Origin of the sequence: Methylocystis sp. JAN1 (assembly GCF_052186135.1) — a bacterium.
Taxonomy (GTDB): domain Bacteria; phylum Pseudomonadota; class Alphaproteobacteria; order Rhizobiales; family Beijerinckiaceae; genus Methylocystis.
The window spans coordinates 3047597-3074009 of record NZ_CP181499.1 but is presented as its reverse complement, the minus strand read 5'-3'; the positions used below and the strand labels follow the sequence as shown (position 1 = coordinate 3074009).

Here is a 26413-nt window from a genome sequence, read left to right as displayed (position 1 = left end):
CGTTCGGCTGATCCCTCCCTATGATGCGCTCGTCAGTATCCCGTCATTTCGAGATAGCCCTCGCCGCTCTGCGTGCCTGCAAGAGAGATTGGTCCCTCCCAGTAAGACGACGTTCCGCCGTTCCAGCTCCGCGGATTGAGCGGCGTTGTGTCGATGTCCAGCCCGCGGCTTTTCACTTTCACGCGCCAGCGCGTCGGCATGTTGTGTTCTCCGATCGCCGTTTCGGCCAAAGGCTCCAGCGCGATGTCGTCGCCCGCGAGCGGATGCGTCGTCCCGTCCGTGGCGATCCAATTGCCGGAGTAGTAAAAGCGGGCGCCGCGCAGCCGGAAGAGCATGAGCTTTTCGCCGCTCGCGAGATGCAGCGAGAACCAGTCCCAGCCTTTCTGGTCCGGCGCGAGCGGTTGGCTGCTCCATTCGCGGTCCATCCAGGCGCGGCCTGCAACCTTCACCTCGCGCCCATGCAGAGATAGCGTTCCGTCGACCGAAAAGAAAGGAGCGCTGTAATAATGGGAAGCTTGACCCGTCTCCGACTTGCGGCTGAAGCCGCTTTCTCCTTGCAGAACGAAAGGGCCGTTGCGCGTAAGGGTCAGCGAATAGGAGAAGCTTGAGTCGCGCGCCGTGACGCGCGCCCGCGTGAAGCCGGCGTCGAAAGCCTCGAAGGACCAGTCGTCGATCCACGCTTTGAACGGCGCGGCCTCGACGCCCGCCTGTCCGACGCCGCCGCGCGAGATGGTCTGCTTGAAGAGATGCTCGCCGGCGCTCGTTGCGGCGGCGTGCGCCATCCAGATATTTCGGTCGTCCCAGCCCTTTCCGTCGCCGGCTGCAAGCGCATGGCGAAAGAGCGTCCATTGCACGCCGTAAGACGCGCCGTCGGCGCCGTGAAGATTGGCGGTGAGATACCACCATTCGGTGCGGAACGTCGAATGCGCGCCGTGATCTTTCGGGAACGCGATCGGCGTTCCGGGCTTGGGAATGTCGAAGCCCGGCGCCTCGGCGCCGAGCCCGCCAAAACCCTGCGCCTGCGCAAGCGCCGGCGCCAACAGGGCGAGCGCGGCGGTGACGAGCCTACCTTTCATTGGCGAAAACCTTCAGCAGTTCAGCAGGGGCGCTGCGCGCGAGCCGCAGCGCCGGAACCACAGAGGCGACAAGGGCGGTCAAAAGCGCGACGGCGAAGACCTGCGCCCATTGGGCGGGAAACACATGCAAGGGCAGGCGCCAGCCGAAGGCGACGACATTGACGATGGCGACGAGCCCCCAGGTCAAGAAAACGCCGAGCGGAATGGCGATAAGCGCCGCGCCCGCCGAAAAGAGCAGAATGCGCAGCAGCTCCAGTCCGGCGAGCCGGCGCCGCGTCACGCCGACCGCCCAGACGGGAGCAATATGGGCGATGCGCAGATTGCTCAGCGTCAGGAGACTTGCGAAAAGCGCGACGGCCGAAACGATGAGCGTCAGCGTGTTCAACGCCGCCGTGACGGTGAAGGTGCGCTCGAAAATATCTTTCGAAATCTTTTTCACGTCGGCGTTGTCGACGAGGCGCGTGATCTTCGATCCGAAGCGCGTCTGCATGTCCTCCATCAACTGCGGAACGCCGGCGCCCGCGACGCGCAGCGAATAATTCACGCCCGGGAAGTCCGGAAAATAGCGCGCGACACGCGCGTGATCCACGCGCAATTGCCCGCGCGGATTGCCGTAATCCGGGAAAATGCCGACGACCCTGGCGCGCCAGACGTCCTGCGACGTCGGAATGTCGAGCGTCGCGCCGAGCCCGATATTGAGGCGGCGCGCAAGCTGCTCGCTGACAAGCACGGCGTCTTCCTCATGCAGCGTCCGCCAGGCTTCCGCGCCGCCTTCGAGCAGGGTGAAATGCGCCGAATAGGTCTCATGCGGAACCATGCCGATAATCTCGACCGGCCAATCGGAGAGCCGCGTCTTCGCGCGCCAGACGGGAAGGATCGCCGCTACTTCGGGACGCGCTTTGAGCCATTCCCCGATCTCGCGCGCGTCGGCGGGCGTCGCCGCCTCGTAATAAACTTCGGCGACGAGCCTGTCGTCCAGCCAGCCAACAAAGGTCTGGCGAAAACCCTCCACCATGCCGCCGACGCCGATATTGGTCGCAAGCGCGAGCAGCAGCGCCATGAGCGCGAGCGAGAGGCCCGAGATTTCCTGCCGACCGTCGGCGAAGAACCAGCGCGCGAGAGGACGCCGCGCCAGGCGCTCGCCAAGGCGAAGCATGGCTTCGAGCGCGAGGGGCAGGAACAACGCGGCGCCGAGCAGCGTGAGCGCGATCGCCATGAAGCCCATCACGAGTCCGTCCGCGAGGCGATAGGCGAACGCCGCGCCTATGAGCGCGAGCGCCGCGAAAGCGGCTTGCCGGCGCAGATAGCGCCGATGCGCCTCGCGCCAGGCGATGGGTCGCGCGACGGAAAGCACAGGCAGGCGCAGCGTTTTCAGCAGGCCGCTCCCGGCCGCGAGCGCCGCGCCCGCGCCCGCCATCGCGACGCCCGAGAGCCACCAGCGCCAATCGAGCGCGAGCGTTCCCGAAAGCTGCGCGCCATAGAGCCCTTCAAGGCTCGCGGCCACGTCCGGCAGCAAGGCGGCCGCGATGAAGTAGCCGCCGATGACGCCAAGCCCCCCGGCAAGGAGCGTGAACAGGACAAGCTCGCAGAAGAGCGCGACCGAGAGCGCGCGCGCGGAGACGCCGAGCGCGCGCAGCGTCCGCACCGTCGGCAGGCGCTGCTCGAAAGCGAGGCCGAAAGACGCGTTGACGATGAAGAAGCCGACGAGGAAGGCGAGCAGGCCAAAAGCTGTGAGATTGAGATGGAAGCTGTCGGTGAGGCGCGACAGATCGCTTTCTTCGTCGGATTCGACGATGCGCAGCCTGTCGCCTGCAATGTCGCCGAGCCTCGCCGGATCGAGGCGCGTCTCGTTCGAGACGATCAGGCGCGAGAGGCTCTGCCGCTTGTCGAGCGCCTTCTGCGCGACGCCGATATCCACCACGATGGCGCCCGGCGGCGGCGCCTCGATTTCATGGATCGGCGGCAAAAGAAAGCCGCGTTCGGTTTTGGCGCGCGCGCCGATTTCGAGACGCAGGTCATGCAAAGTCTGCGGCGCGGCGAAGCTGCGCCCTTCGCCAGTGAGAATGTTCTTCGCCACCTCGTTCGCGCGCAAAGGCGCGAGCGTCGTCGCGGCGGGCAGGGTCAGCGGCTCGACGCCGATAAGGCGGACGCTCCTCCCGCCGATGCGTGCGGCGCCTTCGACAACGGGCGAGACCTTCACCCCCGCGCGACGCAAGCGAACGAACAGCTCCTGGGGGAAAAAGCCGCCGCGCGCCGCGACGAGATTCTGCAAGCCGCCGCCGGAGAAGACGGCCGCCGCGCTGTCATAGCTTTTCCGCGCCTGCGCGTTCAGCGCCTGCACGCCGCTCCACAAGGCGGTCGCGATGGCGAGGCCGATGACGAGCGTCGCGAAATTGGCCTTGTGCCGGCGCCAGTGGCTCATCAACGCGGCGAGCGCGAAGAAAGTCTCTCTCATGAAGCGGCCAAGGCGCCCGCGACGAGCGTCTCCCGCCGTTCCAGCCGCGCTGCGAGACGGAGGCTGTGCGTGACCATGAGGAAGGCGCAGCCCGTCTCGGCGACGAGTTCGAGCGTCAGGGACATGACGGCGTCTCCCGCGGCCTCGTCCAGATTGCCGGTGGGCTCGTCCGCGAGCAGGAGCCTGGGCCGGACGGCGAGAGCGCGGCCCACGGCCACGCGCTGCTGCTGGCCGCCGGAAAGCTGCTCGGGATAACGCGAGACAAGTCTTTCGAGCCCGAGCCTTTGCGTGAGCCGCGCCTGCCAGATCGGATCGTAGCGCCCCGCGAGCCGCGCTTGAAAGGCGAGATTCTCGGCGACGGTGAGGCTCGCGACGAGATTGAACTGCTGAAAGACGATGCCGATCGCTTCTCGCCGCAGCGTCGCCCGGGCGTTCTCGGACAGTCGCGCTATATCGACGCCGTCGAGCAGGATCTCGCCGCCATCGGCGCGATCGAGCGCGCCGACGAGATGCAGCAGCGTGCTCTTGCCGCTGCCGGACTCCCCCATCAGCGCAAGGGTTTCTCCTGCGCGAAGCGAAAGGTCGATCCCGCGCAGCACGGGCAGGGGGCCTTGGGGCGTTGCGTAGGATTTGCGCAGATTTACGACGCGCAGCAGCGGGGAGGCAAGCGTGTCGGCGGGCGCCTGGCCGGCGCGGACCGATGGAGCGTTCAAGCGAGGGCCTTCTCGAAACAAAGATCGCGGCGCAAGGCTGCGCCGCCACCATCATATAGAGAAAAGCGTTCCGCTTCGCCCGTCGCTTTTCCGACAATCGCCGCAGCTTTAAGCGGCGCCCTCCGCAAGCGCGGCGATCACGGGCCAGCCGACGCTGCCCGCCGGATCGACGCGGGAGAGGATTTGCAGCAGGGAGTCCGCCGCCGCGCGGTCGCCGCGCTTCAATTCGATGAAGCTCAGGGCCTTGAGCGTGAAGAGCGCGAAGCGCGCCGGCCCGTCCGTGTGGGATTGGCCTCTCGGCCAGAGCTTCGGATCGCTCGACCATCCGGCCTGGCGCGCCGCTTCGCGCATGCCGTCGAGCGCCGCCTCCTTCGCGACCTCGAGATTTCCCATATACGTATGGATCTTATACAGACAGAAATAGGCGGCGAGCGCTTCCGGCGCGAGATCCAGCGCCTGGCGAAACAGGCGGTCGGCGCGCAATCTGTCGCTGCGATAAGCGACAACGCCCTGTTGCAGCAGCGTGTCGACAGGACCCGGCAGGGTTCCGAAATCGACTCCTTCAGCTTCGCGGAAAATATCCATGGCGGTTGCAATCCATCCCTGCGCGTCCCCCTCCGGGGCGTCGCAAACATGGCGCCAGCAATCGGGCGAAATCCGTGAAAACTTGATCGAATCGAGTGGCCTGGCCGCGGCGGCGCCTTGCCGCTCGCGGCCATAGGCCCCATGTTCTTGGCTCCATGGACCTCATCGTCGCCACTCCGGAGGGCCTCTATTGTCCCGCCGGGGATTTCCACGTCGATCCGTGGCGGCCGGTTGCGCGCGCGGTGATCACGCATGGCCATTCTGATCATGCGCGGTGGGGCTCGCAGGCGTATCTCTGCCACAAGGACAGCGCGCCGATCCTGCGCAAGCGGCTGGGCGGCGTGTCCATAGAGACGCTGAACTATGGCGCGCGGATCGAGGTCGGCGGCGTAGCGCTGTCGCTTCATCCCGCCGGCCATGTGCTCGGCTCGGCGCAGGTCCGCGTCGAATGCGGTGGCGAGGTCTGGGTCGTCTCCGGCGACTACAAGACCGAGCCGGACAATGTCAGCGCGCCTTTCGAACCTGTGCGCTGCAATGTCTTCATCACCGAGTCGACATTCGGCTTGCCAATCTATCGCTGGCGCAAGCAGGCGGAAGTGATGGCGGACGTCGACGCGTGGTGGCGCCAAAACGCCGCCGCCGGGCGGGCGAGCGTCGCCTTCGCCTATGGGCTGGGCAAGGCCCAGCGCCTTCTCGCCAATGTCGACGCTTCCGTCGGTCCGATCTACTGCCACGGCGCCGTCGAGCCGATAAACGAAGTCTATCGCGCGCAGGGCGTCCCCTTGCCCGCGACGAAGCTCGTATCGCAGGCCTCGGGCAGGAACGCCTTCGCCGGCGCGCTGATTATTGCGCCGCCCTCCGCGGCCGCGAGCCCATGGATGCGGCGCTTTGGAGATTATTCCGACGCCTTCGCGAGCGGCTGGATGCAGATACGCGGCAATCGCCGGCGGCGGGGCGTCGATCAGGGCTTTGCGCTGTCGGATCACGCCGATTGGCCGGGTTTGCTGGAGGCGATCCACGCGACCGGGGCCGAGCGCGTCTACGCCACACATGGCTCGGTCGGCGCGCTGACCCGCTATCTGCGCGAAAGCGGCCTCGACGCGCGCGAGATGCATACCGAATATGGCGAGGAAGAAGCCGAAAGCGGCGCGGCGGAAACAGAGGCGGCGACGTGAAGGCTTTCGCCGCGCTTTATCGGGAGATCGACGCCGCGACCGCGATCAAGCGCAAGCAGGAGGCGCTCGGCGCCTACCTTCGCGCCGCGATGGACGATCCGACGCGGCATGCGAGCGCGGCCTGGGCGGTCTATTTCCTCGCCGGCGGCAAACCGCGCCAGCTTGCGCCTACAAAGCTCTTGCGGCGCCTGGCGCTGGAAGAGGCGCGGCTTCCCGAATGGCTCTTCGACGAATGCTATTCGACGGTCGGCGATCTCGCCGAAACGCTCGCGCTCCTTCTCCCGATTGGCGACGAGACGGAAGAGGTCATGCTGGACGCGTGGATGCGGGACCGGCTGCTGCCTTTGCGCACGGCGCCCGAGGAGGAAAAATACGCCCGGCTTTGCGAATGGACGCGCAAGCTCCCCCAGCCGCAACGGATGATCTTTTTCAAGATGATCACCGGCGAATTGCGCGTCGGCGTTTCGCGCTTGCAGGTCTCGCAGGCGCTGGCGCAGGCTTCGGGCGTCGATCCCAAGCGCATGGCGCAGCGCATGATGGGCTTCACGCAGGCGGGCCGAGCTCCCGCCGCCACGGATTTCGCGGCGCTCACGGCGCCGGCGCATGAAGACGACGCCGCGCTCGAGGTGGGACAGCCTTATCCCTTCTATCTCGCGCATCCGTTTCAGCGGCCGGTCGAGGATATGGCGGACGCGCTCGGGCCTGTCTGCGACTGGATCGTCGAATGGAAATTCGACGGCGTTCGCGCGCAATATGTCCAGCGCGGCGGACAGTGGCAGCTCTGGTCGCGCGGCGAGGAGCTGGTGACGGACTCTTATCCGGACCTCGCGGAGTTGCAGCGCTGGCTGCCGGACGGCGTGGCGCTCGACGGCGAGCTGGTCGTGTTGCGCGGGGAGGGCGCCTCGCCGCAGGATTTGTCAGGCCTGCAACCTTTCGCGCTGCTGCAGCAGCGATTGGGCCGCAAGATCGTGAACGCGAAGATGCTGCGCGAATTGCCGGTGGCGTTCATCGCTTACGATCTTCTCGAAAAAGACGGGAAGGATTTGCGCGATGCGCCGCAGGAGGAAAGGCGGCGCGCGCTGGAGACGCTCACGGCGGAGGCGATGTCCCGCGCACGCAATTTCGGCGTCGCGCTGCCCTTGCGTCTGAGCCCCTCGCTGACCGCCGTGGATTGGCCGACGCTTTACGCCAAGCGCGAGGAAGCGCGCGCGCTGGGCGTCGAAGGCATGATTCTGAAAGCGCGCGAGGGCGCCTATGGCGTCGGCCGGCGCAAGGGCTCGGATCGCGAGAATGTCTGGTGGAAATGGAAGCTCGATCCCATGAGCGTCGACGCGGTGCTGATCTATGCGCAGCGCGGCCACGGGCGGCGCTCGGGCGTCTATAGCGATTACACATTCGCCGTGTGGAGCGATCCGCCGGAGGTCAGGGAGCGCGCCCTCGTTCCCTTCGCGAAAGCCTATTCGGGCCTCACCGACGACGAGATGCGCGCGGTTGACGCCATCATCCGCAAGACGACGGTCGAGACCTTCGGTCCCGTGCGCAGCGTGAAGCCAACGCTTGTCTTCGAGCTAGGTTTCGAGGGCATCGCCGAAAGCAACCGTCACAAGAGCGGCGTCGCGGTGCGCTTCCCGCGCATGTTGCGCTGGCGGCTCGACAAGCCCGTCGAGGAAGCCGACACATTGCAGACGCTGCGCGAACTTCTGCCGGAGCCTCATGCTTGAGCGCGTGACGATCGACAGCGCCGTCGCGACGTGGTTCGCCGACAAAGGCTGGAAGCCTTTCGACTTCCAGAGAGACGTGTGGGCGCGCATGGGCGCTGGCGAGAGCGGCCTGCTGCACGCCACGACCGGCGCGGGCAAGACGCTTGCCGTCGCGCTCGGCGCCTGGCAGGCGCTGCGTGGCGCGCCGGCGAGGGGGCTTATGGTCCTGTGGGTGACGCCCATGCGGGCGCTTGCCGCCGACACGACGCGCGCGCTCACGGAAGCGCTGGCGGGCGTGCAGGCGCAGGACAAAAGCGCGCCGCAATGGTCGCTGGGCCTGCGCACGGGCGACACGTCGTCGAGCCAGCGCGCCTCGCAGAGCCGCAAGCCGCCGACTTTGCTCGTCACGACGCCCGAGAGCCTGTCGCTGCTGCTGTCGCGCGAAAATGCGCGCGAGTTTTTCGCCGATCTGCGCTGCGTCGTCGTCGACGAGTGGCACGAGCTGATCGGCAACAAGCGCGGCGTTCAGGCGCAGCTTGCTTTGGCGCGCCTGCGCCGCTGGCGGCCTGGCCTGCTCACCTGGGGCATGTCGGCGACGCTCGGAGACCTCGATGCGGCGAAGCGCGCGCTGCTGGGACCGCGCAGCCGCGGCGCGCTGGTCGAGGCGCGGTTGGAGAAGGAGCTTGTCATCGACACGCTCATTCCCGAGGCGCCGGAGCGGTTCCCCTGGGCGGGCCATCTGGGGATAAGAATGGCCGGGAAGGTCGTCGCGGAGATTGAAGCGCATAACAGCACGCTGCTTTTCACCAATACGCGGTCGCAGGCGGAGTTGTGGCGGCAGCATTTGTTGCTGCTGCGGCCGGACTGGGCGGACCTCGTTGCGATTCATCATGGCTCGCTCGCGCAGGAAGAGCGCGACGCCGTGGAGCGCGGCCTGAAGGAGGGCGCGCTGAAGGCCGTCGTCTGCACGTCGAGCCTCGATCTCGGCGTCGATTTTCTCCCCGTTGAACGCGTGCTGCAGATCGGCTCTCCCAAGGGCGTCGCGCGCCTTCTGCAACGCGCGGGACGCAGCGGCCATGCGCCGGGCCGCGCCTCGCGCGTGACGCTGGCGCCGAGCCATAGTCTGGAGCTTGTCGAATCCGCCGCCGTTCAGGCCGCGATCCGAAAAGGCCGCATCGAAAGCCGGGCCTCGCCGCTGGCGCCGCTCGACGTGCTCGCGCAGCATCTCGTCACTGTCGGCCTCGGCGGCGGCTTTAAGCCCGACGATCTTCTCGCCGAAGTGCGCGAGACGGTCGCCTATGAAAACCTCTGCGACGGGAACTGGCGCTGGTGTCTGGATTTCGTGCGCCAGGGCGGGCCGACTTTGCGCGCCTATCCCGATTTTCGCCGCGTGGCGCCGGGGCCGGACGGCGTGTGGCGCGTCGTCGACAAGCGGCTGGCTTTGCGTCATCGCCTGAACATCGGCGCCATCGTCTCGGACGCGAGCGTCATGGTGCAGTATTTTCCGCGCGGGAAAAAGCTCGGGAGCGTGGAGGAAAGTTTCATCGCGCGCATGAAGCCCGGAGACAAATTCTGGTTCGCCGGACGGTTGCTCGAACTCGTCGCCGTGCGCAACCTTACCGCCTTCGTGAAGAAAGGCGCGGGCTCCGGCGCGACGCCGCGCTGGATGGGCGGCCGCATGCCGCTCTCCACGACGCTCGCCGATGAAATGGTCGAGACGCTCGCCCGCGCGGCGGCGGGCGAATTCCCGTCTCCGGAAATGCGAGCCGCGAAGCCCCTCTTGCAATTGCAGCAGCGCTGGTCCGCTCTTCCGACGCCGCAGACGCTTCTCGCCGAGACGCTGAAATCACGCGAAGGCTGGCATCTATTTCTTTACCCGTTTGCGGGGCGCAACGCGCATCTGGGTCTCGCGAGCCTCATCGCCTGGCGCGCGGCGCAGGTCGCGCCCGGCACCTTCTCCATCGCCGTAAATGACTACGGATTCGAGCTCTTGAGCGGCGCGCCGCGCGACTGGGCGGCCGATCTTCCGCGCCTCATCGGCGCGCGAAGCCTCGGCGAGACGCGCGAGGAGGTGATCAAGAGCCTCAACGCCGCCGAGCTTGCCCGCCGCCGCTTCCGCGACATTGCGCAAATCGCGGGACTTGTTGTCGCCGGCTATCCGGGCGAGCGCAAAAGCGCGCGGCAGTTGCAGGCCTCCTCCAGCCTGTTCTACGACGTCTTCCGTAAATACGACCCTGAGAACGCTCTGCTGAGGCAGGCGGAGCGGGAGCTGCTGGAGGACGAACTGGACGTGCGCCGCCTGCATGAAACCCTGACGCGGATGAATGAACGGCGCGTCGCGCATATCCATTTGAAGCGCTGCTCGCCGCTCGCCTTTCCGCTCGTCGCCGAGCGCTTTCGCGAGAGTCTTTCGACGGAAAGCTTCAACGACCGCATTGAGCGCATGCTGGCGCAGCTCAATTCCGCGGCCGACGCATGACGGACGCTTATGATTATCGCGGGCTGATCCTCCTGCCGCAACGCGCCGTGTGGCAGGCTGAGACGCGCACCCTCTGGATCGCCGATCTGCATCTCGGCAAGGCGGCGAGCTTTCGCGCGCTCGGCCAGCCCGTGCCGCGCGGGACGACGCAGGAGAATCTGGCGCGCCTGGGCGCGCTGATCGACGCGCATCAGGCCCGCCGCCTCGTCGTGCTCGGCGACTTTTTCCATGCGCGCTCGGGGCGCACGCCCGGCCTTCTCGCGCAATTGCGGGACTGGCGCGCGGCGCGCGGCGGCCTCGAATGCATCGTCGTGCGCGGCAATCACGACATTCGTGCGGGCGACGCGCCGGCCGATTGCGGCTTTGCGAGCCAGGACGAGCCTTTCGCGATCGATGGCGTCGAGGGTTGGCATCATGCGGATGGCGGAAAAGATCCCTCTCATGGGCCAATCCTGCTTTCCGGCCATCTCCATCCCGTTGCGCGGCTTGCCGGCCCTGGGCGCGACCGTCTCCGGCTTCCCTGCTTCTGCCTGCGCGCCGCCGCGGTCGTGCTGCCGTCCTTCGGCGAATTCACCGGCGGCCGCGCCGTCAATCCGCGCGATTGGGACGCGCTGGTCGTGACGACGGGAGAGCGTCTCTTTCCGGTCGACGCGGTCTCATCAGGCGCCTGAAGTCGACCGGGGCTCTCAGGCCGGCAAGGGCGAGATTTTGCGCCGCCGCGCAGAGGCGCTAAAAGCCGCGCATGTCGACCGCTATTTCTCACGACGCCGAAACCCGCGAGCCTTTCGCGCTCGCCGCGCTCCTCTTTCTTCTCTGCGCGCTGGCGCTCGCTTTTCCCTGGCTCTCGGGTCGAGTCACCGTTCCGTGGGACGCGAAGGCGCATTTTCTGCCGCAATTCGCCTTTCTCGCTCATGCGCTGCATTCGGGCCAGTCGCCCTTCTGGACGCCGAACGTCTTCGCCGGCATGCCGCAGATCGCGGATCCCCAATCGTTGATCTTCGCGCCGTTCTTCCTCATCGCGGCGGCGCTCGTCCCAGAGCCTTCCTTCGTGCTGGAGGACGCAATCGTTTTCGCCATGCTGGGGATGGGTGGCCTCGCCTTGATGGCTTATTTCCGAGACCGGGGCTGGAGCGCCGCCGGCGGGCTGATCGCGGCGCTCGCTTTCGCCTTTGGCGGCTCGGCGGCCTGGCGGATCCAGCATACGGGGCAGGTGATGAGCCTCTCCTGGCTGCCTGTGACGCTGTTTCTCCTCGCGCGGGCGCTCGACCGCGGTTCGGTTGCCTATGGCGCGGCGGCGGGAGCGGTCGCGGCTTTTCTCGTGCTGGGGCGCGATCAGGTCGCTTTTCTCAGCGTTCTGACTCTCGTGGCCTATGCGCTCTATCGCGTGGCGACGGACGACGCGCCCGCCGTCACGGCGATCGCGCCGCTGCTCGCGGGCGCTGCGGTCGGCGCGGCGATCATCGCCGCGCCGCTCGCTTTTACGCTGGAACTCGCCGCCAATTCCAACCGACCGGAGATCGATCTCGACGGCGCGTATAAAGGCTCGCTGCCGCCAGCGTCCTTCCTCACCCTCATCTCCGCCAATATGTTCGGCACGGACGGGCCGCTGGCCGCCTTTTGGGGGCCGCCGGTCGGCGAGAAGGATCTTTATCTCGCGCGCAACATGACGGAGGTCTATGCGGGCGAGATCACGATCGTCGCGCTTGTCGCCGCCTTCGGGCGCCGCTTTTTCGCGGACAAAGACGCGCGTTTCTTCGCCGGCGCTTTGGTCGTCTTCGCGCTTTACGCGCTCGGCCGCTATACGCCCGCTTTCGCCTTTCTCTACCATATCCCCGGCGTCGACCTCTGGCGGCGGCCGGCGGATGCGACGTTTCTTTTCGGCTTCGCGCTCGCGATCCTCGCCGGCTACGGCTTGTCCCTCGTCGAGCGCGGCGAGGCGAAGCCCCATCCGGCCGCGCTTGCCGGCGCGATCGCCGCCCTGTTCATAGCCGCGGCGACCCATGCGGGCGTGCATGCCCATCTCGCCCAGGCGGCGGCCCCGCTCGCAATCAGCGCCGCGTTCGCGATCGCTTCCGTCGCGGTCATTGCGCTGACCGCGGCGGGCAAGCTGCGCGGCGCCGCGCTGCTCTGCGCTCTCGCGGCGCTGATGACCGCCGACCTCGCCGTCAATAACGGTCCCAACGAATCCACCGCGCTGCCGCCCGGTCAGTTCGACGTGCTGCGGCCGGACTCGAAAGACCCGGTCATCGCCTTTCTGAAAGAGCGGCTGAAGGAAAACGCCGCGCCTGACCGGCGCGACCGGGTGGAGCTCGCGGCGATCGACTTCCACTGGCCGAACGCCACGCTCGTCCACGGGCTCGACCACGATCTCGGCTACAACCCGATCCGCCTGAAGATTTTCGAGGACGCGACCGGCGCCGGCGATCACCTCGCGCTGCCGGATCAGCGCGAATTCTCCAAGCTCTATCCCGCCTATCGCTCGCCGCTCTCAGACATGCTCGGCTTGCGCTACGTCGCGACGGGCGTGCCGATCGAAGAGATCGACAAGCGTTACAGGCGCGGCGACCTCGCGGAGCTGACGCAGATCGGGAAGGTCCATATCTACGAGAACAAGAACGCCTTCCCGCGCGTCATGGTCGCGACCTGCGCCATGCATGTTGATTTCGCCCGCATGATCGAGACCGGTGAATGGCCCGAGGCGGACTATCGCGAGACTGTTCTGCTCGAACAGCCGCCGCTCTGCCACACGCGCAAGGACCTGCCGCCCGACGCGACGCGCGCGCGGATCGTTTCCTATGGTAATGCGGAGGTCGTGGTCGAAGCTCATGCGCCGCCGGGCGGCGGCTGGCTGATTCTCAATGACGTCTGGCACCCCTGGTGGTTCGCGACGCTGGACGGGCGGGAGGTCGAGCTTTTGCGTGCGAACGTGCTGTTCCGGGCGGTCGCGATCCCCGAAGGCCGGCACGAAGCTCGATTTTCATTGGAGCCGATCCGGGGCCTGCTGAAAGAGAAGTGGCGGCGCTGAAATTCGCTGGCCTCGATGACGCCAGACGTCCTTCTGATAGAGAGCCAGCGGGCCTCTTCGCGCTTCCGGTCACGCAGCCGCGCGCCTCATCGCTCAGGCGCGCCCGTGGCGCAGGGGAACCATCCGAACCCATGCAAGTTCACCACGGGGGCGCGCGCCGGGGTCTCAGGCGGAGCGGGAGCATTGCACATGAAGGCGCTCACCTTTCACGGCAAGGGCGACATTCGCTGCGAAAGCGTTCCCGATCCGGCGATCGAAGATCCGCGCGACGCGGTGATCAAGGTCACAGCCTGCGCCATTTGCGGCTCGGACCTTCACATTTATGACGGCGTCATTCCGCAGATGCGCCAAGGCGACGTGCTCGGCCATGAAACCATGGGCGAAGTCGTGGAGATCGGGCCGTCGGTGAAGAAGCTGAAGGTCGGCGACCGCGTCGTCGTCCCTTTCACCATCTCGTGCGGCGAATGCTATTTTTGCCAGCGCGGCTTCTATTCCGCCTGCGAACGCACCAATCCCGACCACGCGAAGGCCGAGACGCTGTGGGGCCATTCGCCCGCGGGGCTCTTCGGCTATTCGCATCTCCTCGGCGGCTATCGCGGCGGTCAGGCGGAATATCTGCGCGTGCCTTATGCCGATGTCGGCCCCGTCAAGATTCCGGATTCGCTCGCCGACGATCAGGCGCTGTTTCTCTCGGACATTTTCCCGACCGGCTATATGGCGGCCGAGTTCTGCGACATCAAAGGCGGCGAAACCATCGCCATTTGGGGCTGCGGACCGGTGGGACAATTCGCGATCCGCAGCGCCTTCATGCTCGGCGCGGAGCGGGTGATCGCCATCGACCATGTGCCGGAACGTCTCGCGCTTGCGGAAAAAGCGGGGGCGGAGACGCTCGATTTTCACGAGGTCGACGTCTATGAGGCGATCAACGGGATGACCAAGGGTCGCGGGGCCGACGCCTGCATAGACGCAGTCGGCACGGAGCCAGATCCGACGGGCAGCATCGATTCGTTCATTGATCGCGTGAAGGTCGCGGCCTTTCTCGGCACCGATCAGCCGCATGTGCTGCGACAGGCGGTGCATTGCTGCCGCAATTTCGGAACCGTCTCCGTCGTCGGCGTCTATGGCGGCTTTATCGACAAATTCCCGATGGGCTCGGCGATCAATCGCGGCCTCACCTTCCGCATGGCGCAGACGCCGGTGCAGCGCTACCTGCCGCGCTTGCTGGAGCGCATCGAGAAGGGCGACATCGACCCGTCATTCGTCGTCACGCATCGCGGCGCGCTGGCCGAGGGGCCGGATCTCTACAAGACCTTCCGCAATCACAAGGACGGCTGCATCAAGGTGATGCTGCAGCCGTAACGTCTTCCCTGGACCGCAATCTCAGCGGTGAGGCGTCGGGTGGGGTTCGCGCCACACTGGCGCATGCTGGGAGCTTTACCCCACCCGACCCGGCATTCGCGGGGGCACCCTCCCCGTAAAGGGGAGGGATTGCTCGCGACCGGCAAGAACTGTTGGAGTTTATGTTAGCAGTTTGTGCGCGATCCAGCCGATCAGCAGGGCGAGCAAGGTCGTGGAAAGCGCCATGCCGGCCCAGACCGAAAGGCCGGTGACCGCGCCGCCTTCCTTGAAGGTGTTGCGCAGGCTCGTGTTGAGAATGACCCAGGGGGCCGCGACGCCGACGATGATGGCGTACCAGTACCAGTCCATTTTTCATCCCTCTTTTTCGATGCGTCCCGGCGTGACGTGCAGCATCTCCGCGCGTCCGCGGAGCGAGGCGAAGAGCAGCGGGTCGGCGCCCGTCATCCACACTTGGCCGCCCAGCGTTTCAATCTCGTGAAACAGCGCCTCGCGCCGTTTGGGGTCGAAATGCGCGGCGACTTCGTCGAGGAGCAGCAGCGGCGCCTTGCCCGACATCTTTGTGACGAGGCGCGCATGCGCCAGCGTCAGCCCCATCAGTAGCGCTTTCTGTTCGCCGGTCGAGCAGTCGCGCGCGGCTTCGTCCTTGGGGCCGTGTCGCACGGCGAGGTCGCTCGTCTGCGGCCCGGCGAGCGCGCGGCCGGCGGCGGCGTCGCGACGCCGCATCGCCGCGAGCGTCTCCCGAAAGCGCTCCTCCACGACGAGCGCGGGCGCTTCGGCCAGCATGTTCTCGATCTCGCCCTCGATTGAAATCTCCGCCCACGGAAAAACGCTTTCGCTTGCGACAATGAGCGCCGCCAGACGCGAGACGGTCTCGCGCCGCGCCGCCGCGACGGCGACGCCGAGCGCCGCGATTTCCTGCTCGGCGGCGTCGAGCCAGCGGCGATCGGATACGCCTTCCTCGAGCAGGCGGTTGCGATTGCGCAAAGCCCGCTCCAGCTTGTTGACGCGCGCGCCGTGATCCGCGTGGACGCCGAGCGCGAGGCGGTCGAGAAAGCGGCGGCGGTCGCCCGCCGGACCGTTGAAAAGCCCGTCCATGGCGGGCGTGAGCCACAAGACCCGCACATGGTCCGCGAAGGCCCGGGCGGAGGAGACCGGCGCGCGCTCGACGCGGAATTGCCGTTCGCCTTCGGGCGTCAGGCCGTGGCCGAGCTGCGTGGTCGCGCCGTCGCTTTCCACTTCGATCGAGACCGCGAAGCCGCCCGCGCCGTCGCGCCGCGCGCATTCGCCAAGCTCCGCCCGCCGCAGGCCGCGGCCGGGCGAATAGAGCGACAGGGCTTCGAGCACATTGGTCTTGCCCGCGCCGTTCTCGCCCGTGAGCGCAACCAGCCGCGCGTTGATCTCGCAGCGCGCCGACGCGTAGGAGCGATAGTCGGAAAGCGTGAGGCGACGCACTTGCGGCGCGGGCTCGTTCATCGCGGCGTCAGATAGATCATTGGGGGCGAGAAACCCGCCGGCCGGGCGTCAGGAAACTGTAGCTGTGCGTACCGACGAAGGACGCCATCGCCGCCTCGACCACAGGCTCGTCCGAGCCTGCCGGCGTCGACCAGTCGACCGTGAAGCTCGCCCCCACGCCCGCGCGCGTATCGTCCTGCGCGATGGCGATCTGCATGGAGGCGTAGGGCTTGAGATAGATGGGCTCGGAGACAAAGGTCTCCACGATCTCCCCCGCGCCGCTGCGATAGTCGACCCGGTCGATGGCGAGGACGTTCGCAGCCGAGGCGTTGTGGATCGAGAGCGTGCCCGAGAAGTTCAGGCGCGTGACGCCGCCATGGCCGATGAGCGTGGAATGCAGCGGCACGAAGGTGCGCCCGCGACTGGCGAGCTTCTGCTCGGGCGCGGTCGTCGTGGCGTCCGGGGGAAAATTGAGGGCCGGGCGCTCCCTGTCGCGGGCGAGGGTGGGAAAGGCGGCGGCGAGGAGAATGCCGAGCGCCAGAAGGCGCGACGTCGTCTGCATGGGGCGGCCTGTGGCGGATGAATGGCGTTCGGCCACCTCTACCAAGGCTGCGCCGCCATTGCGAGCGCTCCGACCATGGCCGCTTTGGCCTTCCGCCCAAAATCTGTATTCTCCGCGCGCATCGAGCAGGGGAGCCTTTGGCTTGTCGGGTCAGAACATAGCGCAAAGCCTTGGCGGTAAGAGCATTTTGCTGGTCGTCGGGGGCGGCGTCGCGGCCTATAAGTCGCTCGACCTCGTCCGCCGCCTGCGCGAGCGCGGCGCGCGGGTGCGCGTCGTGATGACGAAAGCGGCGAAGGAATTCGTCACGCCGCTCGCCTTTACGAGCCTTTCCAACGAAAAAGTCCATGACGACCTGTTCTCCGCGACGGACGAGCAGGCGATGGGCCATATCCAGCTCTCCCGCGACGCGGATCTGATCGTCGTCGCGCCCGCGACGGCGCATCTTCTTGCGCGCGCGGCGCAGGGGCTCTGCGACGATCTCGCCGCCACGCTGCTCCTCGCGACGGACAAGCGCGCGCTTTATGCGCCCGCGATGAATCTGCGCATGTGGCTTGCGCCCGCGACGCGGCGCAACGTCGCTCTGTTGAAGCAGGACGGCGCGCTGTTTGTCGGTCCCGAAGACGGCGCCATGGCCTGCGGCGAATATGGTCCGGGCCGCATGAGCGAGCCGCTGGAAATCGTCGCGGCGATTGAGGCGGCGCTGAAGGGCGAGACGCGCCGGCCCTTGCAGGGCGCCGCCGCGCGAGGCCCGCTGTCCGGCCGCCATGTCGTCGTCACGTCGGGGCCGACGCATGAGGCGATCGATCCCGTGCGCTATATCGCCAACCGCTCCTCCGGCAAGCAGGGCCACGCCGTCGCCGCGGCGGCCGCGGCGGCGGGCGGGCGCGTCACGCTTGTCTCCGGCCCGGTGACGCTGGCCGATCCGGCGGGATGCGACGTGGTGCGCGTGGAAAGCGCATGCGAGATGTTCGCGGCCGTGGAGCGCGCCATGCCGGCCGACGTCTTCATCGGCGCGGCCGCCGTGGCGGATTGGCGCGTCGAGGCCGCCGCCGACAAGATAAAGAAAGAGGGAGCGGGGGCGCCGGCATTCGCGCTCGTGGAGAACCCGGACATTCTGGCGGCCGTTTCCCACGCGGCGGATCGTCCGCGCGTCGTCGTCGGTTTCGCGGCGGAAACGCGCGACGTAATCGCCCACGCCAAGGAAAAGCTGATCCGCAAGGGGTGCGACCTCATCGTCGCTAACGACGTTTCCGAAGGCTCGGGCGTCTTCGGCGGAGACGCCAACGAGGCGCATTTCGTGTCGCCCGCCGGCGTCGAGAGCTGGCCGCGCATGAGCAAGGAGGCGGTCGCCGCGCAACTCGTCGCGCGCCTTGCCGATATTCTTAACAAGAGCGAGGCAGGCGAATGAAGCTTTCCATCCGACGCCTCGCGAATGGCGAGGGCCTGCCGCTTCCCGCTTACGCCAGCGACGGCGCGGCGGGGCTCGATCTTTACGCGGCGCTGCCGGCCGGGCAGAAGCTCGTGCTGGAGCCCGGCGCGCGCGACCTGATCCCCACCGGCGTCCAGATCGCGCTGCCCGAGGGTTATGAGGCGCAGGTCCGCCCGCGCTCCGGTCTCGCCGTCGAACATGGCGTCACGGTGCTCAACGCGCCTGGCACGATCGACTGCGACTATCGCGGCGAGGTGAAGGCGCTGCTCATCAATCACGGCGGGCAGGCTTTCGAGATCACGCGCGGCATGAGGATCGCCCAGCTCGTCGTGGCGCCGGTTACGCGCGCGGCGCTGGTCGAGGCGGAGGAGCTCGACGAGACAGCGCGCGGCGCGGGCGGTTTCGGCTCCACGGGAATCGCCGGAGACCGCAGCCAATGAAGCTCCTGCCGAGACCGGCGCGATTCGCCTTGATGGCGGCGCTCGACGTTGCGCTGCATGCGCGCGGGCGGCCTGTCTCTTCGAAGGAACTTGCGGCGCGGCACGACCTGCCGCCCCGCCGCCTCGAAACGCTCCTCCAGGCGCTGGTGCGCGCCGGCATATTAAAGAGCGTGCGCGGCCCCGCGGGCGGCTATGAGCTTGCGCGCGAAAGGCGCCGGCTTTGCGTCGGCGAGATCGTGCGCGTCGCCTTGCGGGCGGAGGAGGATGAGGACCAGTCGCCGGCGCTGCTCGTCGCCGTTCTCGAGCCGCTGATCGCTGAAACCGAAGAGGAGGCGCTGTCGCGCCTGGACGACATCACGCTCGAGGATCTCTACGCCCGCGCCATTGCGAAGGGTTTCGGGGAGAAACAACCTGCGAGCGATTTCGACATTTAGCGCCGCGAAGGGGCGCGCAGGGAGGCCCGCTATGAGCTACGAGACCATCGAAGTCGAAACCCATGGCCGCGTCGGCCTCGTCCGCCTCAATCGCCCGCAGGCGCTCAACGCCCTCAATGCGCAGCTCATCAGCGAGCTCGATTGCGCGCTCGCGAGCTTCGAGAATGACGACGGGATCGGCTGCGTCGTCATCGCCGGCTCGGAGAAGGCCTTCGCTGCGGGCGCTGACATTAAAGAAATGAAGGACAAGAGCTTCGCTGACGCTTTTCTTGGCGACTTCATCGGCCGCTGGGATACGGTGGCGCGCGCCCGAAAGCCGATCATCGCCGCCGTGGCCGGTTTCGCGCTCGGCGGCGGCTGCGAGGTCGCCATGATGTGCGACTTCATCATCGCCGCCGACACGGCCCAGTTCGGCCAGCCCGAGATCAAGATCGGAGTCATTCCCGGCGCCGGGGGAACGCAGCGGCTCACCCGCGCCATCGGCAAAGCCAAGGCCATGGATCTGATTCTGACCGGCCGGATGATGGGGGCGGAGGAGGCCGAGCGGGCCGGGCTCGTCGCGCGGGTGGTCCCAGCCGCCGATCTCCTGCCCGAGGCGCTCAAGGCCGCCGCCGCGGTCGCCGGCATGTCTCTCCCTGCGGCCTTGATGGCCAAGGAGGCGGTCAACGCCGCCTTCGAGACGACGCTGGTCGAAGGCGTCCGCTATGAGCGGCGGCTTTTCTACTCCCTGTTCGCCACGGAGGACCAGAAGGAGGGCATGGCGGCCTTCGTGGAGAAGCGGAAGCCGTCCTTCCGGAACCGCTGAGCGCGGCGGCGGGCGCTCTTCCTTTCGGCGGCCATTGACGAAACGGGGGGTGGCGCTTATAACGCGCGCGACGTGGCCGCGATTTCGCGGCCGCAACGTTTTCTGGCGACTGCGAGTCGCTCTTACAGCTTCGAGGACAGACAGAACATGGCCAATACCGCTTCGGCCAAAAAAGCCGTTCGCAAGATCGAGCGCCGCACCGCCGTCAACCGCGCGCGCCGCAGCCGCATGCGCACCTTCGTGCGCAAGGTGGAAGAGGCGATCGCGTCCGGCGACGCCGCTCTCGCCGCGGCGGCTCTGCAGAACGCGGCCCCGGAGATGATGCGCGCCGCCCAGAAGGGCGTCATTCACAAAAACACTGCTTCGCGCAAAGTGTCGCGTCTGAGCGCGCGCGTGAAGGCGCTATCCGCCAAGGCGTGATGCAGATTGCGCGTTGGGCGTGCAAGACCGCCCATTTCGCAGACAGGCCTGCTAACGAAAAAAGCTCGGCAAAGCCGGGCTTTTTTGTTGCGTGTCAGGCGAGACATTTTGCTGACGCCTCGGCGACACATCTATGAAAAAATTTTTCTCTCAAAAGTTGCGCGCATTCAAATTGCTACTGATTCAATCTCTTGCAACCAAGCCATGAGTCCGGCTGTCGCGGGCCCCCTCTTGACAGCCCCGCAGAGACGCTTCCCGCGGACATTTTTCGTATTTGACGCAAATGGGTAGCGCCTTTCGGTACCGGCGCTGAATCATCAGTTTACAGTGGCACTGCGGCGTTCCCGCTGTTTGGGCGCCACACTGGCGGCGAAACAACGACGATCTGATGATGAGGATCGTTGCGCGAACTGGGGCGCGCGTGTAGGGTCAAATCCGTCGAACGAAAGCGGTCAACGTCACAACGTCAGCTACAGGCTGAGTGCGAAAAGGAGCGACGCCATGTCGATATCCTGCCTCGGGAAGCCAAGGCTTTTGGCGTCTGACCGCTTCCCTTCCCGTTCGATTTGAAACTCAAAATATCAGTTCGCAGGGCCATCGCGCTTATTTGGTTGTCCTGCGGGGCGTTTGAAGATCCTGGATCTCTTCGATCCCGGAAACCGGGGGTTTTGTCATGACGGAACTGCGGCCAGCCAATGTTATTGGAGTGCTGCGTATCGCGCGCGCGTGGTTTGCGCTGCGTTCTTCTGTTTCCGTTCCCGGCTTGAGTCTCGACAGCGCGAATACCCGGACCGGCGGCGCGAGTTTCGCCGTTGGTCCGCCTCGTTAAAAGCGGCGGCGGTCCGCCCAACAAACATATCAGGTCCTATCGTCTCTATGGGCGCCGCCCGCGTTTGACGCGGACGTTCGATGGCGCGCGCATTTTTGGAAAAGGTCGCGAATGTCGGATCGTGAATTCACCAACGATGGAATCTCCGCCGAAGACCAGAAACGCTGGGAGCGGGTACGCGAGCGTCTGCGCGCGGAGCTCGGGGACGCCGTCTATAATTCCTGGTTCACGCGGCTCGAGCTCGATCGTCTCGAGGGCGCGACGATCTATCTCACCGTGCCGACGAAGTTCCTCAAGAGCTGGGTGCAGTCGCATTATGCGTCGCGCATAAAGATGCGCGCCGCAGGCGAGTTCGAGGGGATCGACCGCGTCTCGATCGACGTGCGCACGTCCGCGCGCAAGATGAAGCCGCGTGAAGCCGGCGTCGAGCGGGAGACGGAATCCGCGCCGGCGAGCGGCAATCCTTCCGAAAAGCCCCAATCGGCTCTCGAAAGCGGGTATGGCGCCGCCAGCGTCGCGCCCCGCCGCGCGCCGCGCACGCCGACGCCCCGCGGGGAATCCGACGCCGTCATGGGCTCGCCGCTCGACCGGCGTCTTTCCTTTTCGACCTTTCTGGTCGGTCCTTCCAATCAGCTCGCCTATGCGGCCGCATGTCGCGTGGCGGAAGCGCGTCCGGGCGAGACGCCGATGTTCAACCCGCTTTACGCGCATGCCGCGGTCGGGCTCGGCAAGACGCATCTTCTGCAGGCGCTCGCCCATGCGACTAACGACAATCGCCGCCGCGCCGTCTATCTCACGGCCGAACGCTTCATGAGCGGCTTCGTGTCGTCGCTCAACACGCAGACCTCCATCGCCTTCAAGGAGCGCCTGCGCGCCATTGACATGCTGATCATCGACGACGTGCAATTTCTGCAAGGCAAGTCGATCCAGCAGGAATTCTGCCATACGCTCAACGCGCTGATCGACGCGGGCCGCCAGGTTGTCGTCGCCGCGGACCGTCCCCCGTCGGAACTCGAAACGCTCGACGAGCGTGTTCTTTCGCGCTTCAAGGGCGGCCTGTGCGTGGATATCGGCCCGCTCGACGAACAGCTTCGCGTGAAGATTCTTCAGGCCCGCATCGCCGCCGCGCAAGAGACGCAGCCGGGCTTCCATGTGCCGCCGGATGTCATCCAATATGTCGCGCGCACGATCACGACCAACGGCCGCGATCTCGAAGGCGCCGTGAACCGCCTTCTGGCGCATGTCACGCTCAACGGCGCGCCGCTCACCGTGGAGACGGCGGAGACCGCAATCCGCGACCTCGTGCGCGCGCAGGAGCCGAAGCGAGTCAAGATCGACGACATTCAGAAGCTCGTCGCGTCGCATTACAATATTTCGCGCGCGGACATTCTCTCGTCGCGCCGCACCGCCAATGTCGTGCGCCCGCGCCAGATCGCCATGTATCTCTCGAAGCAATTGACCTTGCGGTCCTTGCCGGAGATCGGCCGCCGCTTCGGCGGGCGCGACCATACGACCGTGCTCCATGCCGTGCGCAAGATCGAGGAGCTTGTCGCGAAGGACAAGAGCCTTGCGGAAGTCATCGATCTGCTCAGGCGGATATTGAGCGAGCAGTAAGCGGCGGTCTGTTTGCGCGCCTGAAGGCGCGCGGTCCTGGAGCGCGAGCCTTCAGGCTCGCTCGCGACGACTACGCGGCGAAAGTCCTACCGCCCGGTCTTCACCATCGTCCAGAGCCGGGTGATGAATTTCTGTTCCGGCTGGTTCGGCGTCGTGACCGTGAAAAGGCGGCGCATGGTCGTCTCGCTCGGATAGACGGACGGATCGTCGGCGATGGACTTGTCGGTCAGCGCGCGCGAGGGGCCGACGCCATTGGCGAAATTGGTGGCTTTCGTATTGCGCGCGGCGACGTCGGGGCGCAGCAGATAGTCGATGAAGAGATAGGCCTCCGCGACATGCGGGGCGTCGATGGGGATCGCGAGATTGTCCATCGACATCAGCGTGCCCTCGGTCGGGATGGCGTAGGCGATCTCCACTTCCGAGCCCGCCTCTCTCGCGCGGTTGCGCGCCTGCAGGCTGTCGCCCGCCCAGCCGATCGCAAGGCAGATGTCGCCATTGGCGAGCGCATTGATATATTCGGACGAGTGGAATTTCTTGATGTAGCGCCGCAGCCCCGCGAGATGCTCCGCCGCGCGCTTCAGATCCGCCTCGCTCTTCGAATTGGGATCGAGCTTGAGATAATTGAGCGTGATCGCGAAGATATCTTCGGGACTGTCCAGGACATAGACGCCGCAATCTGCAAGCTTCTTCAGATTCTCCGGCTTGAGAACCTGATCCCAGCTCGTAATCGGCCTTCCCAGGCGCTCATTGATCTTCGCGACATTGTAGGCGACGCCGGTCGTGTACCACATATAATTGACGGCGTGCGCGCTGCCGGGATCGTAGCGCGACAGCCGCCCGTCGATCTCTGTCCAGATATTGCCGGCATTGGCGAGGCGCTTGCGGTCAATGGGCTGCAGCACGCCTGCTTTGATCTGGCGTTGAAGGAAGGTGGCCGAGGGTACGACGATGTCATAGCCGGTGGCTCCCGCGAGCAGCCGGGATTCCAGCATTTCGTTGGAATCATATGTGTCGTAGACGACCTTGACGCCCGTCTCGCGCGTGAAGTCCTCGAGCACGCCTGGATCGATATAGTCGCTCCAATTGAAAATATTGACGACGCGCTCCGTTGCGCGGACGGGCGCGCAGGCGAGGGCGGCGATCACGAAAGCGGCGAAAAATTTCTTCATGTAGCGGGCCAATGCGGGCGTGCGGCTTGCGCCGCGAGGGGGAGGCGGCAGATTATCATGCCTGCCGGCGGATTGGCGACGCGGAGGGAAGGGCATGCAATCCAATTTAGCCAAGCAGGAAGACGCGGGCGGGCGGCCAGAGGCGACGCGCCATGTCACGCGCGGGGCGCGCCGCTATCTGCGCGCCTGCGGGTTCGCCGTCATCGGCGAACTGCCCCTGCCCAATGGCCGCCGCGCCGATCTCGTGGCGCTCGCCCCGGACGGGAGCCTGCGCATCGTCGAGGTCAAATCCTCGCTTGAGGATTTTCGCGCCGATCAGAAGTGGGTGGCCTATCGCGACTATTGCGACCGCTTCTATTTCGCGATCCCCATGGATCTCGACGCGGCGTTCTTTTCCGCGGACGCGGGTCTCATCGTCGCCGACGCGCATGGCGCCATGCTTGCGCGGGAAGCGCCGGCCCTCCGCTTGCCGCCCGCGAGCCGGAAGGCGATGCTGGTGCGGTTCGGCGCTCTGGCGGCGGAGCGCTACTGCACGCTGGCGTTTGGCGATGAGCGGATGGCGGGCTAGCTCGAATGTCCGGCCGGCGCGACGCGAGCCTGAAGGCTCGCGGTCCGTGGATCGCGCGCCTTCAGGCGCGCCCGGTCGGTCGCTAACGCGGCGCGCGTTTCGCGAGGATCCGCTGGAGCGTGCGGCGATGCATGTTGAGCCGGCGCGCCGTTTCCGAGACGTTGCGGTCGCAGGATTCGAAGACGCGCTGAATATGCTCCCAGCGGACGCGGTCGGCCGACATGGGATTTTCCTGCGCGTCGGGTTTGTCGATCGTCGTCGCCATCAGCGCATGGTAAATTTCATCGGCGTCGGCGGGCTTGGCGAGATAGTCGAAGGCGCCGAGCTTCACGGCGGTGACCGCGGTCGCGATGTTGCCGTAGCCGGTCAGAATGATGCCGCGCGCGTCGGGGCGGGCCTCTTTCAGCTTTTGAATGACGTCGAGGCCGTTCCCGTCATTGAGCCGCATGTCGATGATGGCGAAGGCAGGCGGCGCGGCTTCGAGCGCCGCGAGGCCGTCGGCGACCGTCTCGCATTGCGTGACGAGAAAGCCGCGCTGCTCCATGGCGCGGGCGAGGCGATGCAGAAAGGGCTTGTCGTCGTCCAGAATGAGCAGAGAGCGGTCTTCGGGGAGCGCGGGCGCAGCGAATCCCTCGACGTCGGCGTGTTCCGTGTCTCCGATGTCTTCGCGGTTCATGCCCCAAACTCTCCCCAGCGTGATTTTTATCAAAGACTACCCCAAGGATTCCCTGCCGTCGACCCCGGGACGCTCAGGCTTCGGAGGACGCAAGCTTCGCCGCGGGGATCTCCAAGGCCGAGCGCGGCCAGGTCACCTTTACGACGGCGCCGGTGCGCGGCGGCGAGACGTTGAAGGTCTCGACCGTCGCGCCGGAGCGTTCGAGCAGAGTCTTTGCGATGAACAGGCCAAGCCCGAGTCCGGACTGGCTGTCGTTCTTGGTTCGGCGCCCGGTCGGCCGTCCTCGCAGATAGGGGTCGCCCAGCTTGTCCAGAATGGCCGGGGAAAAGCCGGGGCCGTCATCCTCGATCGCGATGGTAACAAGATCGCGCGACCACCAGGCGTCGATGCGCACGCGCGACTCGGCGAAGTCGATGGCGTTCTCGACGAGATTGCCGAGCCCATAAAGAAGCCCCGGATTTCGCGCGAGCGCCGGTGGCGGCGCCGAGCCGTTGCCGCGCTTGGAAATTTCGAGCTTCACGCCGAATTCGCGCTGAGGCTCCACGACTTCCTCGATCAAGGTGTCGATAGAAAGGACGTTCATCATCGTCCCCTGATCCGCGCCGAGCGAGGCGAGCTTGCCGAGAATCTCCCGGCAACGCGCGGCTTCCTGCGCGAGCAGGTCGAGGTCGTCCTTCAGATTTTCCGCCGGGCATTTCGACGACGATTTCTGCAATTCGCGGATGATGAGCGTGATGGTCGCAAGCGGCGTGCCGAGCTCATGCGCGGTGGCCGCGGCGAGTCCGTCAAGCTGCGAAAGATGTTGTTCGCGCTCGAGCACGAGTTCGGTCGCGGCGAGCGCGGTTGCGAGCAGCCTCCCTTCGTCGGAAACACGGGCGGCGTAGAGGGCGATGAAGGCCGCGGAGAGGGCGAGCGAAACCCAGATGCTGGCGCGGTAGAGGAGGGGGAATCTCAGGGACTCGTTTTCGTACCAGGGCAGCGGCTCGAACTCGACGCAAAGAAAGGTCGCGGCCGCCAGCATGGTGATGCCGAGAAAGAGCGTTAGGTTGCGGGGCAGCGACACGGCCGAGATCGTCACCGGCGCAAGCAGCAGCATGACGAACGGGTTGGTGACGCCGCCCGTCAGATAGAGCAGGAAGCTCAACTGCACGAGATCGTAGCAGAGCAGAACCACCGCCTCGAGATCGCTCAAGCGGAACGTGCCCGACGTGCCGAAGCGCAGGCCGAAATTGAGCGTGCCGGAGGCGACGATGAAAACGAAGCAGAGACCGACCGGAAAATCGAAATTGAGGAAGAAATAGACGAAGAGGCAGGCGATGCTTTGCCCGATGATGGCGATCCAGCGCAGGAAAATCAGCGTGCCGACGCGAAGGCGGCGGCTGTCTTCGTCATAGACGTCGGGTCTCATGGCTCTCCCCTGTCGCAATGGACCCCTTTGGTGCGGCGTG

23 protein-coding genes are annotated in these 26413 nt (G+C 66.2%); 13 read left to right on the top strand and 10 right to left on the bottom strand.

Annotation, left to right across the window (positions count from 1 at the left end; genetic code table 11):
- Positions 1 to 32: 32 nt before the first annotated feature.
- The 4 genes from ACNHKD_RS14740 to ACNHKD_RS14725 form a co-directional block, all read right to left on the bottom strand.
- Positions 33 to 1076, bottom strand: coding sequence for a lipocalin-like domain-containing protein (locus ACNHKD_RS14740; RefSeq protein ID WP_442754234.1), 1044 nt, complete (start codon positions 1074 to 1076; stop codon positions 33 to 35).
- Positions 1066 to 3531 carry an FtsX-like permease family protein gene (locus ACNHKD_RS14735; RefSeq protein WP_442754233.1) on the bottom strand — a complete coding sequence of 822 codons (2466 nt, stop codon included), beginning with the start codon at positions 3529 to 3531 and terminating at the stop codon, positions 1066 to 1068. The genes ACNHKD_RS14740 and ACNHKD_RS14735 overlap by 11 nt, the downstream gene beginning before the upstream one ends.
- Positions 3528 to 4244 (bottom strand): ABC transporter ATP-binding protein, encoded by a 717-nt coding sequence (locus tag ACNHKD_RS14730; protein WP_442754232.1) that lies wholly within the window; start codon positions 4242 to 4244, stop codon positions 3528 to 3530. Before ACNHKD_RS14730 ends, ACNHKD_RS14735 begins: the two co-directional genes overlap by 4 nt.
- 108 nt (positions 4245 to 4352) lie before the next feature.
- On the bottom strand, positions 4353 to 4829 hold the full coding sequence (locus tag ACNHKD_RS14725; protein WP_442754231.1) for a hypothetical protein: 477 nt from the start codon (positions 4827 to 4829) through the stop codon (positions 4353 to 4355).
- A gap of 155 nt (positions 4830 to 4984) precedes the next feature.
- On the opposite strand from ACNHKD_RS14725, the gene ACNHKD_RS14720 reads away from it, so the two are divergent.
- The 6 genes from ACNHKD_RS14720 to ACNHKD_RS14695 all read left to right on the top strand — a co-directional run bounded on the left by ACNHKD_RS14720 (position 4985) and on the right by ACNHKD_RS14695 (position 14567).
- Complete coding sequence (locus ACNHKD_RS14720) at positions 4985 to 6004, top strand: ligase-associated DNA damage response exonuclease (RefSeq protein WP_442754230.1); 1020 nt, start codon at positions 4985 to 4987, stop codon at positions 6002 to 6004.
- On the top strand, positions 6001 to 7725 hold the full coding sequence (locus ACNHKD_RS14715; RefSeq protein ID WP_442754229.1) for an ATP-dependent DNA ligase: 1725 nt from the start codon (positions 6001 to 6003) through the stop codon (positions 7723 to 7725). The genes ACNHKD_RS14720 and ACNHKD_RS14715 overlap by 4 nt, the downstream gene beginning before the upstream one ends.
- Positions 7718 to 10183, top strand: coding sequence for a ligase-associated DNA damage response DEXH box helicase (locus ACNHKD_RS14710; protein WP_442754228.1), 2466 nt, complete (start codon positions 7718 to 7720; stop codon positions 10181 to 10183). The genes ACNHKD_RS14715 and ACNHKD_RS14710 overlap by 8 nt, the downstream gene beginning before the upstream one ends.
- Entirely contained in the window at positions 10180 to 10854 is a 675-nt protein-coding gene (gene pdeM / locus ACNHKD_RS14705) for a ligase-associated DNA damage response endonuclease PdeM (protein ID WP_442754227.1), read from the top strand. Before ACNHKD_RS14710 ends, pdeM begins: the two co-directional genes overlap by 4 nt.
- A 71-nt stretch (positions 10855 to 10925) precedes the next feature.
- On the top strand, positions 10926 to 13208 hold the full coding sequence (locus ACNHKD_RS14700; RefSeq protein ID WP_442754226.1) for a hypothetical protein: 2283 nt from the start codon (positions 10926 to 10928) through the stop codon (positions 13206 to 13208).
- Between the two features lie 189 nt (positions 13209 to 13397).
- Positions 13398 to 14567 (top strand): zinc-dependent alcohol dehydrogenase, encoded by a 1170-nt coding sequence (locus tag ACNHKD_RS14695; RefSeq protein WP_442754225.1) that lies wholly within the window; start codon positions 13398 to 13400, stop codon positions 14565 to 14567.
- Between the two features lie 159 nt (positions 14568 to 14726).
- On the opposite strand, the gene ACNHKD_RS14690 is transcribed toward ACNHKD_RS14695, so the two are convergent.
- From ACNHKD_RS14690 to ACNHKD_RS14680, 3 genes are read right to left on the bottom strand one after another with little or no spacing between them, the layout of a single operon-like run.
- Entirely contained in the window at positions 14727 to 14915 is a 189-nt protein-coding gene (locus tag ACNHKD_RS14690; protein ID WP_442754224.1) for a hypothetical protein, read from the bottom strand.
- A 3-nt stretch (positions 14916 to 14918) separates the two neighbouring features.
- Entirely contained in the window at positions 14919 to 16040 is a 1122-nt protein-coding gene (gene recF, locus ACNHKD_RS14685) for a DNA replication/repair protein RecF (RefSeq protein ID WP_442754223.1), read from the bottom strand.
- Between the two features lie 16 nt (positions 16041 to 16056).
- Positions 16057 to 16581: a DUF3124 domain-containing protein gene (locus ACNHKD_RS14680; RefSeq protein ID WP_442754222.1), complete on the bottom strand. Its 525-nt coding sequence runs from the start codon at positions 16579 to 16581 to the stop codon at positions 16057 to 16059.
- Between the two features lie 142 nt (positions 16582 to 16723).
- On the opposite strand from ACNHKD_RS14680, the gene coaBC reads away from it, so the two are divergent.
- The 6 genes from coaBC (at position 16724) to dnaA (ending at position 22552) form a co-directional block, all read left to right on the top strand.
- Positions 16724 to 17989, top strand: coding sequence for a bifunctional phosphopantothenoylcysteine decarboxylase/phosphopantothenate--cysteine ligase CoaBC (gene coaBC / locus ACNHKD_RS14675; protein WP_442754221.1), 1266 nt, complete (start codon positions 16724 to 16726; stop codon positions 17987 to 17989).
- Positions 17986 to 18450, top strand: a complete 465-nt coding sequence (dut, locus tag ACNHKD_RS14670; protein ID WP_442754220.1) for a dUTP diphosphatase — start codon at positions 17986 to 17988, stop codon at positions 18448 to 18450. The genes coaBC and dut overlap by 4 nt, the downstream gene beginning before the upstream one ends.
- Positions 18447 to 18884, top strand: a complete 438-nt coding sequence (locus ACNHKD_RS14665) for an RrF2 family transcriptional regulator (protein ID WP_442754219.1) — start codon at positions 18447 to 18449, stop codon at positions 18882 to 18884. Before dut ends, ACNHKD_RS14665 begins: the two co-directional genes overlap by 4 nt.
- A 31-nt stretch (positions 18885 to 18915) precedes the next feature.
- Positions 18916 to 19689: an enoyl-CoA hydratase gene (locus ACNHKD_RS14660; RefSeq protein WP_442754218.1), complete on the top strand. Its 774-nt coding sequence runs from the start codon at positions 18916 to 18918 to the stop codon at positions 19687 to 19689.
- 147 nt (positions 19690 to 19836) lie between these two features.
- Positions 19837 to 20109, top strand: a complete 273-nt coding sequence (gene rpsT / locus ACNHKD_RS14655; RefSeq protein WP_442754217.1) for a 30S ribosomal protein S20 — start codon at positions 19837 to 19839, stop codon at positions 20107 to 20109.
- 940 nt (positions 20110 to 21049) lie between these two features.
- On the top strand, positions 21050 to 22552 hold the full coding sequence (dnaA, locus tag ACNHKD_RS14650) for a chromosomal replication initiator protein DnaA (RefSeq protein WP_442754216.1): 1503 nt from the start codon (positions 21050 to 21052) through the stop codon (positions 22550 to 22552).
- An 86-nt stretch (positions 22553 to 22638) separates the two neighbouring features.
- Here the strand turns inward: dnaA and ACNHKD_RS14645 are convergent, their stop codons facing one another.
- Entirely contained in the window at positions 22639 to 23721 is a 1083-nt protein-coding gene (locus tag ACNHKD_RS14645; RefSeq protein WP_442754215.1) for a polyamine ABC transporter substrate-binding protein, read from the bottom strand.
- Positions 23722 to 23815: 94 nt separating this feature from the next.
- Between ACNHKD_RS14645 and ACNHKD_RS14640 the strand changes: the two genes are divergently transcribed.
- Positions 23816 to 24289, top strand: coding sequence for an MmcB family DNA repair protein (locus ACNHKD_RS14640; RefSeq protein WP_442754214.1), 474 nt, complete (start codon positions 23816 to 23818; stop codon positions 24287 to 24289).
- Between the two features lie 82 nt (positions 24290 to 24371).
- On the opposite strand, the gene ACNHKD_RS14635 is transcribed toward ACNHKD_RS14640, so the two are convergent.
- Positions 24372 to 24965, bottom strand: a complete 594-nt coding sequence (locus tag ACNHKD_RS14635; protein ID WP_442754213.1) for an ActR/PrrA/RegA family redox response regulator transcription factor — start codon at positions 24963 to 24965, stop codon at positions 24372 to 24374.
- A 73-nt stretch (positions 24966 to 25038) separates the two neighbouring features.
- Positions 25039 to 26373 (bottom strand): ActS/PrrB/RegB family redox-sensitive histidine kinase, encoded by a 1335-nt coding sequence (locus ACNHKD_RS14630; RefSeq protein WP_442754212.1) that lies wholly within the window; start codon positions 26371 to 26373, stop codon positions 25039 to 25041.
- Between the last annotated feature and the right edge of the window lie 40 nt (positions 26374 to 26413).

Coding starts and splice junctions, on each gene's coding strand:
- ACNHKD_RS14740 (WP_442754234.1), bottom strand. CDS start 1,076: ATGAAAGGTAGGCTCGTCACCGCCGCGCTCGCCCTGTTGGCGCCGGCG.
- ACNHKD_RS14735 (WP_442754233.1), bottom strand. CDS start 3,531: ATGAGAGAGACTTTCTTCGCGCTCGCCGCGTTGATGAGCCACTGGCGC.
- ACNHKD_RS14725 (WP_442754231.1), bottom strand. CDS start 4,829: ATGGATATTTTCCGCGAAGCTGAAGGAGTCGATTTCGGAACCCTGCCG.
- ACNHKD_RS14720 (WP_442754230.1), top strand. CDS start 4,985: ATGGACCTCATCGTCGCCACTCCGGAGGGCCTCTATTGTCCCGCCGGG.
- ACNHKD_RS14710 (WP_442754228.1), top strand. CDS start 7,718: ATGCTTGAGCGCGTGACGATCGACAGCGCCGTCGCGACGTGGTTCGCC.
- pdeM (WP_442754227.1), top strand. CDS start 10,180: ATGACGGACGCTTATGATTATCGCGGGCTGATCCTCCTGCCGCAACGC.
- ACNHKD_RS14700 (WP_442754226.1), top strand. CDS start 10,926: ATGTCGACCGCTATTTCTCACGACGCCGAAACCCGCGAGCCTTTCGCG.
- ACNHKD_RS14695 (WP_442754225.1), top strand. CDS start 13,398: ATGAAGGCGCTCACCTTTCACGGCAAGGGCGACATTCGCTGCGAAAGC.
- ACNHKD_RS14690 (WP_442754224.1), bottom strand. CDS start 14,915: ATGGACTGGTACTGGTACGCCATCATCGTCGGCGTCGCGGCCCCCTGG.
- recF (WP_442754223.1), bottom strand. CDS start 16,040: ATGAACGAGCCCGCGCCGCAAGTGCGTCGCCTCACGCTTTCCGACTAT.
- ACNHKD_RS14680 (WP_442754222.1), bottom strand. CDS start 16,581: ATGCAGACGACGTCGCGCCTTCTGGCGCTCGGCATTCTCCTCGCCGCC.
- dut (WP_442754220.1), top strand. CDS start 17,986: ATGAAGCTTTCCATCCGACGCCTCGCGAATGGCGAGGGCCTGCCGCTT.
- ACNHKD_RS14665 (WP_442754219.1), top strand. CDS start 18,447: ATGAAGCTCCTGCCGAGACCGGCGCGATTCGCCTTGATGGCGGCGCTC.
- ACNHKD_RS14660 (WP_442754218.1), top strand. CDS start 18,916: ATGAGCTACGAGACCATCGAAGTCGAAACCCATGGCCGCGTCGGCCTC.
- rpsT (WP_442754217.1), top strand. CDS start 19,837: ATGGCCAATACCGCTTCGGCCAAAAAAGCCGTTCGCAAGATCGAGCGC.
- dnaA (WP_442754216.1), top strand. CDS start 21,050: ATGTCGGATCGTGAATTCACCAACGATGGAATCTCCGCCGAAGACCAG.
- ACNHKD_RS14645 (WP_442754215.1), bottom strand. CDS start 23,721: ATGAAGAAATTTTTCGCCGCTTTCGTGATCGCCGCCCTCGCCTGCGCG.
- ACNHKD_RS14640 (WP_442754214.1), top strand. CDS start 23,816: ATGCAATCCAATTTAGCCAAGCAGGAAGACGCGGGCGGGCGGCCAGAG.
- ACNHKD_RS14635 (WP_442754213.1), bottom strand. CDS start 24,965: ATGAACCGCGAAGACATCGGAGACACGGAACACGCCGACGTCGAGGGA.
- ACNHKD_RS14630 (WP_442754212.1), bottom strand. CDS start 26,373: ATGAGACCCGACGTCTATGACGAAGACAGCCGCCGCCTTCGCGTCGGC.